This window comes from Mycobacterium sp. 360MFTsu5.1, assembly GCF_000383495.1.
In the GTDB taxonomy this organism is placed as follows: Bacteria; Actinomycetota; Actinomycetes; order Mycobacteriales; family Mycobacteriaceae; genus Mycobacterium; species Mycobacterium mucogenicum_B.
Map to the genome: position 1 here is coordinate 239,453 of NZ_KB911465.1, position 14,799 is coordinate 254,251.

General features: G+C 67.6%; 14 protein-coding genes and 1 pseudogene. 4 read left to right on the plus strand and 11 right to left on the minus strand.

What is annotated here, in order from left to right:
- Positions 1–36 precede the first annotated feature (36 nt).
- Both ipdF and ipdE1 read right to left on the minus strand, forming a co-directional pair.
- Complete coding sequence (gene ipdF, locus H289_RS0110935) at positions 37–825, minus strand: (5R,7aS)-5-hydroxy-7a-methyl-1-oxo-2,3,5,6,7,7a-hexahydro-1H-indene-carboxyl-CoA reductase (RefSeq protein ID WP_020100832.1); 789 nt, start codon at positions 823–825, stop codon at positions 37–39.
- Positions 825–1,973, minus strand: a complete 1,149-nt coding sequence (gene ipdE1 / locus H289_RS0110940) for an acyl-CoA dehydrogenase IpdE1 (RefSeq protein WP_020100833.1) — start codon at positions 1,971–1,973, stop codon at positions 825–827. Before ipdE1 ends, ipdF begins: the two co-directional genes overlap by 1 nt.
- Positions 1,974–2,075: 102 nt before the next feature.
- Between ipdE1 and H289_RS32955 the strand changes: the two are divergent.
- The 4 genes and pseudogenes from H289_RS32955 to ipdE2 form a co-directional block, all read left to right on the plus strand.
- A pseudogene (locus H289_RS32955) lies at positions 2,076–2,195 on the plus strand (hypothetical protein); the annotation flags it as partial.
- Positions 2,196–2,198: 3 nt separating this feature from the next.
- On the plus strand, positions 2,199–3,323 hold the full coding sequence (locus H289_RS0110950) for an acyl-CoA dehydrogenase family protein (protein WP_020100835.1): 1,125 nt from the start codon (positions 2,199–2,201) through the stop codon (positions 3,321–3,323).
- Between the two features lie 14 nt (positions 3,324–3,337).
- A complete protein-coding gene (locus tag H289_RS0110955) occupies positions 3,338–4,303 on the plus strand; it encodes an acyl-CoA dehydrogenase family protein (protein ID WP_020100836.1) in 966 nt (321 codons plus the stop codon).
- A gap of 2 nt (positions 4,304–4,305) precedes the next feature.
- On the plus strand, positions 4,306–5,241 hold the full coding sequence (gene ipdE2 / locus H289_RS0110960) for an acyl-CoA dehydrogenase IpdE2 (protein ID WP_029105081.1): 936 nt from the start codon (positions 4,306–4,308) through the stop codon (positions 5,239–5,241).
- On the opposite strand, the gene hutI is transcribed toward ipdE2, so the two are convergent.
- Genes hutI through H289_RS0111005 form a run of 9 tightly spaced genes read right to left on the minus strand, consistent with a single transcriptional unit; the run spans position 5,229 to position 14,753 of the window.
- On the minus strand, positions 5,229–6,395 hold the full coding sequence (gene hutI / locus H289_RS0110965) for an imidazolonepropionase (RefSeq protein WP_020100838.1): 1,167 nt from the start codon (positions 6,393–6,395) through the stop codon (positions 5,229–5,231). The two genes, ipdE2 and hutI, sit on opposite strands and share 13 nt — an antisense overlap.
- Positions 6,392–7,738, minus strand: a complete 1,347-nt coding sequence (locus tag H289_RS0110970; RefSeq protein WP_036420454.1) for a formimidoylglutamate deiminase — start codon at positions 7,736–7,738, stop codon at positions 6,392–6,394. The genes hutI and H289_RS0110970 overlap by 4 nt, the downstream gene beginning before the upstream one ends.
- The gene (locus tag H289_RS0110975; protein WP_036420455.1) at positions 7,735–8,973 is read right to left on the minus strand and encodes an allantoate amidohydrolase; all 1,239 of its coding nucleotides are present in this window, start codon (positions 8,971–8,973) and stop codon (positions 7,735–7,737) included. The genes H289_RS0110970 and H289_RS0110975 overlap by 4 nt, the downstream gene beginning before the upstream one ends.
- Complete coding sequence (gene hutU / locus H289_RS0110980; protein ID WP_029105082.1) at positions 8,970–10,643, minus strand: urocanate hydratase; 1,674 nt, start codon at positions 10,641–10,643, stop codon at positions 8,970–8,972. Before hutU ends, H289_RS0110975 begins: the two co-directional genes overlap by 4 nt.
- Positions 10,644–10,674: 31 nt before the next feature.
- Entirely contained in the window at positions 10,675–11,598 is a 924-nt protein-coding gene (locus tag H289_RS0110985) for an ABC transporter substrate-binding protein (RefSeq protein ID WP_020100842.1), read from the minus strand.
- Positions 11,595–12,356 carry an ABC transporter permease gene (locus H289_RS0110990; RefSeq protein WP_020100843.1) on the minus strand — a complete coding sequence of 254 codons (762 nt, stop codon included), beginning with the start codon at positions 12,354–12,356 and terminating at the stop codon, positions 11,595–11,597. The genes H289_RS0110985 and H289_RS0110990 overlap by 4 nt, the downstream gene beginning before the upstream one ends.
- Positions 12,329–12,973, minus strand: a complete 645-nt coding sequence (locus tag H289_RS0110995; protein WP_020100844.1) for an ABC transporter permease — start codon at positions 12,971–12,973, stop codon at positions 12,329–12,331. Before H289_RS0110995 ends, H289_RS0110990 begins: the two co-directional genes overlap by 28 nt.
- Positions 12,970–14,076: an ABC transporter ATP-binding protein gene (locus H289_RS0111000; RefSeq protein ID WP_020100845.1), complete on the minus strand. Its 1,107-nt coding sequence runs from the start codon at positions 14,074–14,076 to the stop codon at positions 12,970–12,972. Before H289_RS0111000 ends, H289_RS0110995 begins: the two co-directional genes overlap by 4 nt.
- The gene (locus H289_RS0111005; RefSeq protein WP_020100846.1) at positions 14,073–14,753 is read right to left on the minus strand and encodes an IclR family transcriptional regulator; all 681 of its coding nucleotides are present in this window, start codon (positions 14,751–14,753) and stop codon (positions 14,073–14,075) included. The genes H289_RS0111000 and H289_RS0111005 overlap by 4 nt, the downstream gene beginning before the upstream one ends.
- Between the last annotated feature and the right edge of the window lie 46 nt (positions 14,754–14,799).

Below are 14,799 nucleotides of genomic sequence, written 5' to 3' on the forward strand. Positions count from 1 at the left end.
AAGTGCACATATCCGAACCTCGCGGCCGGATGAAAACTACGCCCGCTGGCTCGACACCGAAATGATCTCGCCGGTCAGGTAGCTCGAGTAGTCGCTGGCCAAATACGCGATGGTGGTGGCGATTTCCCACGGCTCGGCGGCACGGCCGAATGCCTCGTCCGACGACAGCCGGTCCAGCAGCGCGGCATCGGCCGACTTCTCCAGGAACTTGTGCCGCGCGATGCTCGGGGACACCGCGTTGATGCGGACGCCGTACTCGACGGCTTCGATTGCGCTGCAACGGGTCAGCGCCATGACGCCGGCCTTGGCGGCGGCGTAGTGCGACTGCGAGTGCTGCGCGCGCCAGCCCAGGACGCTGGCGTTGTTGACGATCACGCCGCCGTGCTCGACGCCGCGGAAGTACCGCAGGGCGGCGCGGGTCGCGCGCATCACCGAGTTCAGGGTGACGTTGAGGACGCGGTCCCACTCGTCGTCGGTCATGTCGACCAGCGGGGTCTCCCCGCCCAGGCCGGCGTTGTTGACCAGCACGTCCAGCCGGCCCATCTTCTCGACGGCCGCGGTGATCAGGGCGTCGACGGCCTCGGTGGAGGTGACGTCGCAGACGACGGCCTCGACCTTGCCCAGGCCGAGTGCGGCCAGCTGGTCACGCGTTTCGTTGAGGCGACGCTCGTGGTAGTCGGACACCACGACGTCGGCGCCTTCCAGCAGCGCGCGACGGGCGGTGGACGAGCCGATGCCGGTGCCGGCGGCGGCCGTCACGAGGACGACCTTGCCCTTCAGCAGGCCGTGGCCCTCAACCTCGGTAGGAGCAACTGAAAGATCCATCAGCCCTTGGCCTCTCGGGGTAGGCCGAGCACGCGCTCGGCGATAATGTTGCGCTGAATTTCGTTGGAGCCGCCGTAGATGGTGTCCGACCGGGAGAACAGGTACAGGCGCTGCCACTCATCGAACTCGCCGCCGGGCAGCGTCAGCCCCGCCATGCCCTGCACGTCCATGGCGATCTCACCGAGCTCGCGATGCCAGTTGGCCCACAACAGCTTTGACACGTTGTCCTGGCCCGGCTGCTCGACGTCCATGGTGGCCATCGCGTAGGACCGCATGGCCTGCAGGCCGGTCCACGATTCAGTCAGCTTGTGCCGGATCAGCGGATCGTCGATGGCGCCGGTGGTCTTCGCGACACCGATCAGACCCTCGAGCTCGCGCTTGTAACGAATCTGCTGACCCAGCGTCGAAACACCACGCTCGAAGGTCAGCGTCGCCATCGCCACGCCCCAGCCCTGCCCGGGCTCCCCGACCACCAGCGATGCCTCGGTGCGGGCGTCGTCGAAGAACACCTCGTTGAATTCGGAGTCGCCGGTCAACTGAACGATCGGGCGGATCTCGACGCCCGGCTGGTCCAGCGGCACCAACAGATAGGAGAGCCCGTGGTGACGCTTGGAGCCCTTCTCGGTGCGGGCCACCACGAAGCACCACTGCGCCCAGTGTGCCAGCGAGGTCCAGACTTTCTGACCGTTGATGACCCACTCGTCGCCGACGAGTTCGGCCGCCGTCGAGACGTTGGCCAGATCGCTACCGGCGCCGGGCTCGGAGTAGCCCTGGGCCCACAGCTCGGTGACGTTGAGGATGTTCGGCAGGAAGCGCTTCTTCTGCTCTTCGGTGCCGTACGCGATGAGCGTCGGCCCGAGCAGTTCCTCACCGAGGTGGTTGACCTTGTCCGGGGCGTCCGCCTTGGCGTACTCCTCGTAGAAGGCGACGCGGTGCGCGACCGACAAGCCGCGGCCACCGTGCTCCTCAGGCCAGCCCAGGCAGGTCAGGCCTGCCGCGGCCAGGTGCTGGTTCCACGCGCGTCGTTCTTCGTATGCCTCGTGCTCACGGCCGGGGCCACCAAGACCTTTGAGAGCTGCGAATTCACCGACGAGATTGTCTGCGAGCCATTGCCGGACCTCAGCCCGGAACGTCTGGACCTCTATCACCCTTATAGGCTAACCTACCAAGCACTTGCTTTGTTAGAGGGAGTTCCAATGAGTGGGTCCGACGGCACCCAGCAGCCCGGTCGGCAGACCCCACCGCAGACCTACACCAAAGAACATTTGGCTAACTTCAAGGCGCCGCGGTCGGTGGCGTTCCTGGACACCCTGCCGCGCGACCCTGGAGGCAAAGTGGTCAAACCACAACTGCGAGAGATGAATCGGTAACGCATGGACCTGACATTCGACGACGAAACCGAAGAATTCCGGGCCGAGGTCCGCGACTTCTTGGCGTCCAACAAGGACAAGTTCCCCACCAAGTCCTACGACACCCTCGAGGGCTTCGAGCAGCACCGTGTCTGGGACAAGGTGCTTTACGACGCCGGCCTGTCGGTCATCGCGTGGCCCAAGGAGTACGGCGGCCGCGACGCCACCATGCTGCAGTGGGTGGTGTACGAGGAGGAGTACTTCAAGTCCGGTGCCCCCGGCCGCGCTTCGGCCAACGGCACCGCGATGCTGGCGCCGACGCTGTTCGCGCACGGCACCAAGGACCAGCTGGAGCGCGTGCTGCCGAAAATGGCCTCCGGCGAGGAGATCTGGGCCCAGGCCTGGTCCGAGCCCGAGTCCGGTAGCGACCTGGCCTCGCTGCGCTCGACCGCGACCAAGGTCGACGGCGGCTGGAAGCTCAACGGCCAGAAGATCTGGAGCTCGCGCGCCCCGTTCGGTGAGCGCGGTTTCGGGCTGTTCCGCTCCGACCCGGAAGCGCAGCGCCACAAGGGTCTGACGTACTTCATGTTCGACCTCAAGGCCGAGGGCATCACGGTCCGGCCCATCGCCCAGCTGGGTGGTGAGACCGGCTTCGGTGAGATCTTCCTCGATGACGTGTTCGTCCCCGACGAGGACGTCATCGGTCAGGTGCATGGCGGCTGGACCGCCGCCATGAGCACCTCGAGCAACGAGCGCGGCATGTCGCTGCGCAGCCCGGCCCGCTTCGTCGCCCCTGCCGAACGCCTTGTCGCGCAATGGAAGGTCGAGCAGAACCCGGCCTACGCCGAGCGCGTCGCCGACGCCTGGATCAAGGCCCAGGCCTACCGCCTGCACACCTTCGGCACCGTCACGCGGCTGGCCAACGGTGGCGAGCTAGGCGCCGAGTCCTCGGTGACCAAGGTGTTCTGGTCCGACCTCGACGTCGCCCTGCACCAGACCGCACTGGACCTGCGCGGCCCCGACGCCGAGCTGTACGACCACTGGACCGAAGGATTGCTGTTCGCCCTGGGCGGCCCGATCTACGCCGGTACCAACGAAATTCAGCGCAACATCATCGCCGAGCGCCTGCTGGGCCTGCCCCGCAAATAAGAGGGATTGTTCACGTGTTCTTTGAATTGGACGAATCGCAGCGCGATTTCGCTGCGAGCATCGACGCCGCGCTGGGCGCGGCAGACGTGCCCGCCGCCGTTCGGGCGTGGGGTGGAGTCGAGAAGGCGGCCGACGCCGCACCCGGCCGCAAGGTCTGGTCAACGCTGGCCGACCTGGGTGTCACCGCGCTGAACGTGCCGGAGGAGTTCGACGGCATCGGCGCGCACCCGGTGGATCTGGTTGTCGCACTTGAGCGTCTGGGCTACTGGGCCGTGCCCGGTCCGGTCACCGAATCCATTGCGGTCGCCCCTGTGCTGCTGGCGTCAGATAAGCGTTCGGAAGGCCTGGCCTCGGGCGAGCTCATCGCCACCGTCGCCCTGCCGCCGCTGGCCCCGCGGGCCGTCGACGCCGACACCGCCGGTCTGATCCTGCTGGCCGGGGATGGTCAGGTGCAGGACGCCACCATCGGCGCCGAGCACCAGTCCGTCGACCCGGCCCGTCACCTGTTCGACGTGACCGCCACCGGCGAAGCCCAAACCGCGGACACGGCACAGGCTTTCGAGTTCGGCGCGCTGGCCACCGCCGCGCAGCTGGTGGGCGCCGGCCAGGCGATGCTCGACATGGCTGTCGAGTACGCCAAGCAGCGCACGCAGTTCGGCACCGTGATCGGGTCGTACCAGGCCATCAAGCACAAGCTGGCCGACGTGCACATCGCCGTCGAGCTGGCCCGCCCGCTGGTCTACGGCGCGGCCTTGGCCCTCGCCGACGGGTCGCCCACGCTGGCCCGCGATGTCAGCGCCGCCAAGGTCGCGGCCAACGAAGCCGCGCTGCTGGCCGCCCGGTCGTCGCTGCAGACGCACGGCGCCATCGGTTTCACGCAGGAACACGACCTGTCGCTGTTGCTGCTGCGCACGCAGGCGCTGCGCTCGGCGTGGGGCGACTCGGCGTGGCACCGGACCCGCGTACTGGAAGGGCTGTGACGATGAGCGAAGAACGGGACATGCTGCGCGCCACCGTCGCAGCGCTGGTCGAGAAGCACGCCAGCCCTGAAGCCGTCCGGGCTGCCATCGAGTCCGAGAAGGGCTACGACGAGAAGCTCTGGCAGATGCTGTGCGAGCAGGTCGGCGCCGCGGCGCTGGTCGTGCCCGAGGAGCTCGGCGGTGCCGGTGGTGAATTGGGTGACGCCGCAGTGGTTCTCGAGGAACTGGCCAAGGGCCTCGTCCCGACGCCGCTGCTCGGCACCACGCTCGCCGAACTGGCTCTGCTCGCCGTCGGCGACGAAGAGCCACTGGAGGGCCTGGCCGAGGGAACGTCCATCGGAACCGTCGTTTTCGATGCCGGCTATGTCATCAACGGCGACGTCGCCGACGTGGTGATCGCCGCGCAGGACGGCCAGCTGACCCGCTGGACCGACAACACCGTCACCCCGGCGATCGCGATGGACCCGACGCGTCGTCTCGCCGCGGTAGCTCCGGGCAGTACCACCGCCCTGGGCGCCGACCCCGGCCTGGCGGACACCGCGGCCATCCTGATGGCCGTCGAGCAGGTCGCCGCCGCGAGCCGCTGCCTGGACCTGACCGTCGCGTACTCGAAGGACCGCGTGCAGTTCGGCCGGCCGATCGGCAGCTTCCAGGCGCTCAAGCACCGCATGTCGGATCTGTACGTCAAGGTCTCGGCCGCCCGCTCGATCGTCAACGACGCCATCGCCGACCCGACGCCGACGAATGCGTCGCTGGCCCGCTACATGGCCACCGAGGCGTTCAATGCCGTTGCCGGCGAAGCGATCCAGATGCACGGCGGCATCGCGATCACCTGGGAGAGCGACATCCAGTTCTACTTCAAGCGTGCGCACGGCAGTGCGCAGCTGCTCGGGTCGTCGCGGGAGCACCTGCGGCGACTGGAGGCTCAGATCCTCTGACCGGCGTGCACCACATCGCGGATCAACGGCACCCCCGGCCGGTACGCGAGATGGATGTACGACGGCGCGTCGAGACACAGGAAGTCGGCGCGCTTACCGGGCGCCAGCGTTCCGACGTCGTCCCGGCGGAGCGCGGCCGCACCGCCGGCGGTCGCCGCCCACAATGCCTCCGCGGGAGTGAACTTCATGTCGCGAACGGCCACCGCGATGCAGAACGGCATGCTGGTGGTGAAGGAGCTCCCGGGGTTGCAGTCGGTGGCGATGGCGACCGTCACGCCGGCGTCGATCATCCGGCGCGCGTCCGGCCACGGTGCGCGCGTGGAGAACTCCGCTCCCGGCAGTAGCGTGGCGACCGTGCTACCGGAGGCCAGTGCCTCGATATCCGCGTCGGTGGCATACGTGCAGTGATCGACCGAGGCCGCCCCGAGTTGTACCGCCAGCTGAATCCCCTCGCTGGGGCCGAGTTGACCGGCGTGCAGCCGCGGTTGTAGGCCGGCCGCCATGCCCGCGGTGAGGATGGCACGGGATTCGTCGACGTCGAACGCTCCCCTGTCGCAGAACACGTCGATCCAGCGGGCCAGCGGTGCGCAGGCGTCCAACATCGGGCCGGTGACGAGGTCGATGTATCCGGCACGATCGTCACGGTATTCAGCAGGAACCACATGGGCTCCGAGAAATGTTGTCTCTCCGGTGTATTCGCGGGCGATGCGCAGGGAACGGGCCTCGTTCTGGATGTCGAGGCCGTATCCGCTCTTGCATTCGAACGTCGTCACCCCCGCGGCAGACAGTTCACCGGCCAGCCGGCGCACGCCCGCCGACAGAGTGGAATCGTCGGCTGCGCGGGTCGCCGCCACCGTCGTCGCGATACCGCCGGCGGCATAGGGCTGTCCGCTCATCCGGGCTGCGAACTCCGCCGACCGTTCACCGGCGAACACCAGGTGGGCATGACTGTCGACGAATCCGGGCACGACGCTCACGCCGCCGCAGTCGACGCGTCCGTCCGCAGCGGGCGCATCGCGGCGCCGGCCCACCCACTCGATCGTGTCACCGGCCACGAGCACGGCCCCGTCGCTGACCACACCGAGAGCGCTGCCGTCGCCCTGCGCCGGGTCGTTGGTGACCAGCTCGGCGATGCCGTCGTACAGGATGGTCATGAGTCCCCCAGCAGGTTCTCGATCGCCTTGCTCAATTCCGCGGCCACGTCGACGCGGACATGTCTACGGTCGGCGACCACCACCTGTCCGTCGATCACCACGTCGGTGACATCGGCGGCGGTGGCGGCGAACACGATCGTCTCCGCGGTGGCCCCGCCACCGGCAGTGCGTACCGAATTCAGGTCCACCGCAACCAGGTCGGCGCGCGCGCCGACCTGCAGCACGCCCGCATCCGCCCAGCCGATGGCGTGTTGGCCGTCGACGGTGGCGGCGCGTAACAAGGTCGGTGCGCCGATGATGCCGCGCTCCTGTCGGGCCAATCGTTCATCGAGTTCGACGGCGCGGGCCTCCTCGAACATGTCGATGACAGCGTGGCTGTCGGATCCCAGACTGAACAGTCCCGGTGTGTTCAGCAGGGCCGGCGCCGGGCCGATCCCGTCACCGAGATCCCGTTCGGTGGTGGGGCAAAAGCAGACACCGGTGGCCGAGGCACTCATGTCGGCGATATCGCCGGCGGTCAGATGGGTGGCATGGACGGCGGTGGTCCGCGGGCCGAGCGCGCCGGCGTCACGCAGCACCGCGGTGGGCGTGCGCCCGTGCACGGCCTGGCACTGCTCGATCTCAGCGCGCTGTTCGGACGAGTGCACGTGCAGCGGCGCCGAGTGCGCGGACGCCCACTCGACCACATCGGGCATCTGGTCGACGGGGACGCCACGTACGGAATGTAGCGCGGCGCCGACGAGAATGCCGGGCCTGGAACGTGTTTGGTCACGCAGGATTTCGGCGCGTTCGGCCCAGCCGGCCCCACTGCCGTCCCCGAACCGCTGTTGCGGCCCGTCCTGCAGCGCCGTGCCGTCCGGTGCGGAACTCAGATAGCAGGTGTCCAGCAGCGTCAGCCGCGGCCCCGCGTCTGCAGCGGCATCGATCAGCGCATGCCCCATCGCATTCGGGTCCGAATAGGGACGACCGCCGGTGCCATGATGCAGGTAGTGGAACTCCCCGACGGAGGTGATACCGGCCAGCGCCATCTCGGCGTACACGGCGCGGGCCAAGGCGCGGTAGCGATCCGGATCCAAGCGGTCGGCCACCCGGTACATGAGGTCACGCCACGTCCAGAACGATCCCCGATCGCGCTGGGTGCGCCCACGCAGTGCACGGTGGAAGGCATGCGAATGAGCGTTCGCCATACCGGGGATCACCAAGCCGGACAAGCGGTTCGACGCGCCGGTGGCCGGCGCACCCGCCACGATCGAGGTGATTCGGCCATCGTCGACGGTGATCAGCACGCCCGCCTGCACCGTGTCGCCGAGCCAGGCGTGCTCACACCACCAGGTGACCGTCACCGCGAAACCCACTCGGCCATCACGTCGGCAAGAGCAACCGCACCGCGGTTGCAGTCGGCGGGTTCCGCGTGCTCGACAGGCGAGTGCGACACCCCCGTCGGGTTGCGGACGAACAGCATCGCCGTCGGCACCTGAGCCGCGAGGATGCCGGCGTCGTGGCCGGCCGCCGTGGGCAGTACCGGGATGTCCCCCAGGTGGCGCAGGGCCTTGGTCAGCCGGCTGCGCGGCCCTTCCGGGAATTCGACGATCGGTGTGATCGATTCGGCGATGACGTCGAGGGTCACCGACTCGTGTTCGGCGTGCCGCCGTGCTTCCGCGGAGATGGCATCGACCAGTGCGCCGAGGGTGACCTCGTCCGCGGCGCGGGCGTCCAACCATGCCCGAATCTGCGACGGTATCGCGTTGGCTCCGTTGGGGGCCACGATCACCTTGCCGAACGTGGCCACCGCCTGATGTGCGGCGGCCTGCGCACGCGCGGTGTGCACCGAGGACGCGAAGGCCAACATGGGGTCACGGCGATCGACCAGACGTGTGGCACCGGCATGGTTGGCCTCACCGTCGAACGTGAACTCCCAGCGGCCGTGCGGCCAGATCGATGAAGCGACCGCGATGGGGGCGTCGACCAGATCGAGCGCCCGGCCCTGTTCCACGTGCAACTCGACGAACACGCCGACCCGCGCGGCCAGGTGCGGATCCGGGCCCAGGTGCCCGGGATCGCGCCCGGCGCGAATGAGGGCCTCCGCCAACGTGATTCCGTCGATGTCGCGCAGCCCGCGCGCCCGGTCGGCACTCAGCGCACCGGTCGACAGCTGCGAGCCCACGCAGGCCACCCCGAACCGTGCGCCTTCCTCATCTGAGAACGCCGCCACCCCGACCGGGATGGCGGGCACTACACCGCGCTCCCGCACGATATCGATCGCGGCGAAGGCCGAGACGATACCGAGCGGCCCGTCGAAGGCGCCACCGTCGGGCACCGAGTCCAGATGCGAACCGGTCACGAACGCGTCGCGCGGATCACCGGACCAGCCCGGCGGCAGCCACCAGGCCCACAGGTTGCCGTTGCGATCGACCTCGACGTCCATGCCACGCCGCTCGGCTTCGCCGATGAACCACTCGCGCAGGGTCAGATCGGCGTCGGTCCACGCGAACCGGCGATATCCGCCGTTGGCCGGGTTGCGGCCGACGTCGAGGATGGTCGGCCACAACTTGTCGAACGACGTGCCGGGCGATGTCACGCGTTCTCCCACATCGGGATCCGCACGCCCCGTTCGCGTGCCACGTCGGCGGCATGCTCGTAACCGGCATCCACATGCCGGATGACGCCCATCCCCGGATCGTTGGTCAGCACCCGCTCGAGCTTCTGTGCGGCCAGTTCGGTGCCGTCGGCCACGCACACCTGGCCGGCGTGGATCGAGCGCCCGATGCCCACGCCACCGCCGTGATGGATGGACACCCATGACGCGCCGGACGCGGTGTTGACCAATGCGTTGAGCAACGGCCAGTCGGCGATCGCATCGGAACCGTCGAGCATGGACTCGGTCTCGCGGTAGGGCGATGCGACCGATCCCGAATCCAGGTGGTCACGGCCGATCACCAGCGGCGCCGAGAGCTCACCGGAGGCGACCATCTCGTTGAACCGCAGGCCGGCCCGGTGCCGCTCGCCGTACCCGAGCCAGCAGATGCGTGCGGGCAGGCCCTCGAACGCGACCTTCTCACCGGCCATGGTGATCCAGCGCCGCAGATGGTCGTTGTCGGGGAACAGCTCCAGGATCGCCCGGTCCGTCGCGGCGATATCGGCGGGGTCTCCCGACAGAGCGGCCCAGCGGAACGGTCCCAGGCCCTCCTCGAACTGCGGGCGAATGTACGCCGGCACGAATCCCGGGAAAGCGAAAGCGCGGTCGTAGCCGGCCTTGCGCGCCTCGTCCCGGATCGAGTTGCCGTAATCGAACACCTCGGCGCCACGGTCCATGAAGCCGACCATGGCGGCGACGTGCTTGGCCATGGACAACTCGGCCTGCTCGGTGAAGTACGCGGGATCCTTGTCCGCCATCTTCTTCATGTCCTCGAAATCGACGCCCAACGGCAGGTAGGACAACGGGTCGTGGGCCGAGGTCTGGTCGGTGACGATATCGATCGGGGCTTCACGTTCCAGGAGTTCGGGGAACACCGCCGCCGCATTGCCGACGAGCCCGATCGACAACGGCCGCTTGGCATCCCGCGCTTCGATCGCCATCGCCAGGGCTTCGTCGATGTCGGTGGCCTTGGTGTCCAGGTAGCGGTGTGCGATGCGCCGGTCGATGCGGCTCTCGTCGCAGTCCACGCAGATCGCGACGCCCTCGTTCATGGTGACCGCGAGTGGCTGTGCCCCGCCCATGCCGCCCACGCCGGCCGTCAGGGTGATGGTGCCGGCCAGGGTGCCGCCGAATCGTTTGCGCGCCACCGCACCGAAGGTCTCGAACGTGCCCTGCAGGATGCCCTGGGTGCCGATGTAGATCCAGGAGCCGGCCGTCATCTGGCCGTACATCATCAGCCCTTCGGCTTCCAGCTTGCGAAACTGCTCCCAGGTGGCCCAGTCGCCGACCAGGTTCGAATTCGCCAGCAGCACACGAGGTGACCAGACGTTGGTCCGGAAGACGCCGACCGGTTTCCCCGATTGGATGAGCAGCGTCTCGTCGTCGGCCAGCGACCGCAGCGTGCGGACGATCGCATCGAAGGCCTCCCAGTTCCGGGCCGCGCGGCCCGTGCCGCCGTAGACGACGAGGTCCTCTGGATGCTCGGCCACCTCAGGATCGAGGTTGTTCATCAGCATGCGCAGGGCAGCTTCCTGTTGCCAACCGCGACAAGAGATTTCAGAACCGCGGGGGGCGCGGACGGGACGTGGGCCGGTGGTCACCGAATTGGTCATGAGAATGCAGATCCTTTGCCGAGAGAGTCGTTCACTGTCCGCCGATGCCGGCGCTCGCCAGCCACTTCTTGGCGATATCAGCGAGGTTGGCGCCGGTGGCGGCCTGGGCGTTCATCGAGATCAGGTCGTCTGTGGTGAGTTTCGCCGACACCGCGTCGAGGGTCTTGGTGACGGTGTCGTTCTGCTTGCCGGCCTTGATCAGTGGCACCACGTTCTCCGCCGCGAACAGATTCTTGTTGTCCTCCAGGGCCACAAGATGATTCGCCTTCAGGCCCGGGTCGGTGCTGAACAGGTCGCCCGCTTGGATCTGACCATTGGTGAGAGCTGTCATCGTCAGTGTTCCGCCTGCGTCGAGGCTGACGAAGTCCTTGAAGTTGAGTCCGTACACGTCGCGCAGGCCGACCACACCCTGCTGGCGGGTCTTCCATTCCGCAGGGCCGCCCAGCACCAGTTCCCCAGCGACCAGGCCCAGGTCGGAGATGGTCTTGAGCTTGTACTTGTCGGCCGTCGCCTGGGTGACCGCGACGACGTCCTTGTCCTCGGCGGCCGACGGGGTCAGCATGGCGATCCCGGCGGGGAGCTTGCCCTTGAGTTCGGTGGTCACCGCATCCTGCGTCGCGGCGGTCGACTTGGGGTCGAGATGGCTCAGCAACGCTCCGGTGTATTCGGGAACCAAGTCGATCGACCCGTCCTTCAAGGCCTGGAGGTAGACCTCTCGGCTGCCGATGTTGAACTGCTCCTTGACGCTGACGCCCTTGGCCTGCAACGCCTGCGAGTAGATGCTGGCGACGAGCTGGCTTTCGGTGAAGTCGGCGGATCCGATGATGATCTGCGATCCCGCGGAGCCCTTGTCGCTCCCGCCGCCGGAGAGCGGGTCTCCCCCACCTCCGCCACACGCGCTGAGCGCGAACACGGCAGCGGCGGCGACGATCGAGAGGATGCTGCGCTTCTTCATGGTGCTTTCTCCAAGGTGAAGGTGGTTACTGAGGTTTCGATGGGTGAGGCGGATTTGCTTGCGGCCCGGCGCAGGCCGGGAGACACGATGAGCCTGCCGATCCAGGCGAAGGTGAACTCGAGCACGATGGCGAGGAGGGCGACCAGGATTGCGCCGCCGGCCATTTCGCTGAAACTTGCTGTTGCCCGGCCGTCCAGGATGAACCGGCCGAGGCCCTGCAGACCGAGGTACGCAGCGATGGTGGCCGTCGAAACGATCTGCAGTGTGGCGCTTCTGACGCCGGACACCAGCAGCGGCAACGCACACGGCAGCTGCACACGCAGCAGGATCTGGGTTCTGGTGAACCCCATGCCGCGCGCTGCGTCCACCGCGTGCTGATCGGCGCTCTGGATGCCGGCGTAGGTGCCGGTGAGGATGGGTGGCACGGCCAGCAGCACCAGCACGACGATGGTGGGCAGGATGTACACCAACTTGCCGGCCACCACCGGTGAGATGATCAGGAACAGCAGCACGAGCAGACCGAGGGATGGCAAGGCGCGCAGCGCATTTGCAAATCCGGCGACCACCGCCTCGCCACGGCCGGTGTACCCGATCACGATCCCGAGCGGGACCGCGATCGCAAGTGCGGCCAGCAGTGCGATGCCGGAGTAGAGCAGGTGGTACCCGACCTGCACGGGGATGCCGCCCGAGCCGGACCAATTGGCCGGGTCGGTGAACCAGCCGACGATGTTCATGACGTCACCGTCCGCTGCCGCCATGGGGTGAGCAGCTTGTTCAGCCAGATGATCAGCCCGTCGAAGATGATCGCGAGCACCGCACACAGGACCACGCCGGTGATCAGCGGAACGTACAGCCGCAGCTGAAAGCCTTGTGTGAAAAGCGATCCGAGCTGAGGAATGCCCAGCAGGGCGGCCATGGTGACGATGCTGACGTTGGACACCACCGCGACGCGCAGGCCCGCGGCGATCACCGGCACCGCGACGGGAAGTTCTACGAGCAGTAGGCGCTGCCAACCGCGGTAGCCCATCGCCTCGGCGGCGGCCACAGTGTCGTGCGGTACCGAACCGAGACCGTCGGCGACGACGCGCACCAACAACGCCAGGGTGTACAGCGTCAGTGCGACAACGATATTCACCGGATCAAGGATCTTGGTGCCGAGGATCACCGGCAGGATGATGAACAGGGCCAGCGACGGGATGGTGTAGAGCAGGCCGGCGGTACCGACGATGGCGGCGTACCCGCGACCGGAGCGGTGCGCCCACCAGCCCAGCGGCAGAGCCAGCGCCAGCCCGATGACGGTCGGGACCAGAGTGAGCCAGGTGTGGCTGACGGTCAGCGAGACGATGCGGTCGATGTTCGACGAGAGCCAGTTCATGCCGACACCGACCTCGCGTCCTTGGCCCGTCGGATCGCGTCGATGATGTCGTGGTCGGTCGCGGTGCCGAGGAGCACACCCGATTCGTCGGTGATCACACCCCGCCCACTCGGGCTGGACAGCGCGGCGTTGAGCAGCTCGCGCAGCGGGTCGCCGCGGCGGGCGGTGGTACACAGTGTGATGTCGCCGTCGAGCACCGTGTCGCCGGACAGCGTCGTGGTGTCGACCCAGCCGAGCGGGGACCCGTGCGCGTTGACCGCGAGCACCCACCGCCCCGAGTCGGACGGGATCGCCGAAATCGATTGCCCCACAGCGATCGTCGGCTCCCGATGCAACGGCAGCCGGTCGTCGCCGGTGTGGAAGCCGAGCGCCCGGTAGCCGCGTGCCGACCCGACGAAGTCTGCGACGAAGGCGTCGTTAGGGGCCGCCAGCAGTTCGGCCGGCGTCGCCGCCTGGGCGAGGGTGCCTCCTTCGCGAAGCACGACGACCTGGTCACCCAGCTTGAGCGCCTCGTCGATATCGTGGGTGACCATCACGATGGTCTTGGAGATGTCGGCCTGCAGGCGCAGGAATTCGTCCTGCAACTGGTTGCGGACGATCGGATCCACGGCGCTGAACGGCTCGTCCATGAGCAGGAAGGGCGGGTCGGTCGCCAGCGCGCGAGCCACGCCGACCCGCTGTTGCTGCCCGCCGGACAGTTGCCACGGATACCGGTGGGCGAACTTGGCATCGAGGCCGACGCGTTCCAGCAGTTCCATTGCCGCCGAACGTGTTTCCTTCTTGCTGCCACCGAGCAGCCGGGGCAGTGCGGCGACGTTGTCGACCACCGTGCGATGCGGAAAGAGCCCCGCGTTCTGGATGACGTAACCGATCTTGCGCCGCAACGCCACCCGGTCCAGCGACTGGGTGTCGACACCGTCGAGTGCGATGGTGCCCGAGGTGGGTTCGATGAGCCGGTTGATCAACCGCATGGAAGTCGTCTTCCCGCATCCTGACGGGCCGACCAACGCGGTGATCTTGCCGCCCGGAGCAGTGATCGTCAGGTTGTCGACGGCGACCGTGCCGTCGGGATACACCTTGGAGACGGTGTCGAATGTGATCATGACTTTCTTTCCGGCGAGCCTTGTTTCGTGGGTCCGCTCAGCCGGGCGGAGACGTCCGCGGCGGCCGAGACCAGCATTTGGCCGTACCGCGCCGTTTCGGGCGCGGTGAGCCGATAGCTCGGGATCACGAGGCTGAGCGCCCCGACGATGCGAGCCTCCGAGAGCACGGGAGCCGCGATCGCGGTGACATCGGCTTCGACACCGCGTTCCACCACGACGTAGCCGTCGGCGGGGACGTCACCGCGCAATGCGTGCCCGGCTGCCGAGGCGTCCAGGGGTACGGTCCGACCCACCCAGTTGGCGTGCCGAACCGAATGCGTGCCCTCGACGATGTTGAGATAGAGCGCCGTTTGGCCGTGTCCTCGGACCGACAGATAGGCGGACTCGCCAGTTTCGGCAACCAGCGCGTCCATGGCCGGTTCGGCGAGATCGATCAGGAACTCGTTGCTCAGGGCCTGTGCGCCGAGCTGGATGATCCGCCCACCGGGCCGGTAGGTGCCGGACTCGTCCCGGCTGACGAAGCCGGTTGTTTCGAGCGTCCGCAACAACCGCAACGCCGTGCTCGGCGCGAGTTCACATTCCCGTGCGCTGTCGACGAGGTTCGTCGCACCGGACTCGCAGACCGTCGCGAGTAGTGCCAGTGCCCGTTCGACGGTCCGAGTGGACGCTTCCGCCACTGCGACCTCCTCTCCTTGACGACGAAATGTAGGAGCTCAACGTTTC

Coding starts and splice junctions, on each gene's coding strand:
- H289_RS0110995 (WP_020100844.1), bottom strand. CDS start 12,973: ATGAACTGGCTCTCGTCGAACATCGACCGCATCGTCTCGCTGACCGTC.
- hutI (WP_020100838.1), bottom strand. CDS start 6,395: ATGACCATCCTGTACGACGGCATCGCCGAGCTGGTCACCAACGACCCG.
- ipdE2 (WP_029105081.1), top strand. CDS start 4,306: ATGAGCGAAGAACGGGACATGCTGCGCGCCACCGTCGCAGCGCTGGTC.
- H289_RS0111000 (WP_020100845.1), bottom strand. CDS start 14,076: ATGATCACATTCGACACCGTCTCCAAGGTGTATCCCGACGGCACGGTC.
- ipdF (WP_020100832.1), bottom strand. CDS start 825: ATGGATCTTTCAGTTGCTCCTACCGAGGTTGAGGGCCACGGCCTGCTG.
- H289_RS0110985 (WP_020100842.1), bottom strand. CDS start 11,598: ATGAAGAAGCGCAGCATCCTCTCGATCGTCGCCGCCGCTGCCGTGTTC.
- hutU (WP_029105082.1), bottom strand. CDS start 10,643: ATGACCAATTCGGTGACCACCGGCCCACGTCCCGTCCGCGCCCCCCGC.
- H289_RS0110950 (WP_020100835.1), top strand. CDS start 2,199: ATGGACCTGACATTCGACGACGAAACCGAAGAATTCCGGGCCGAGGTC.
- H289_RS0110990 (WP_020100843.1), bottom strand. CDS start 12,356: ATGGCGGCAGCGGACGGTGACGTCATGAACATCGTCGGCTGGTTCACC.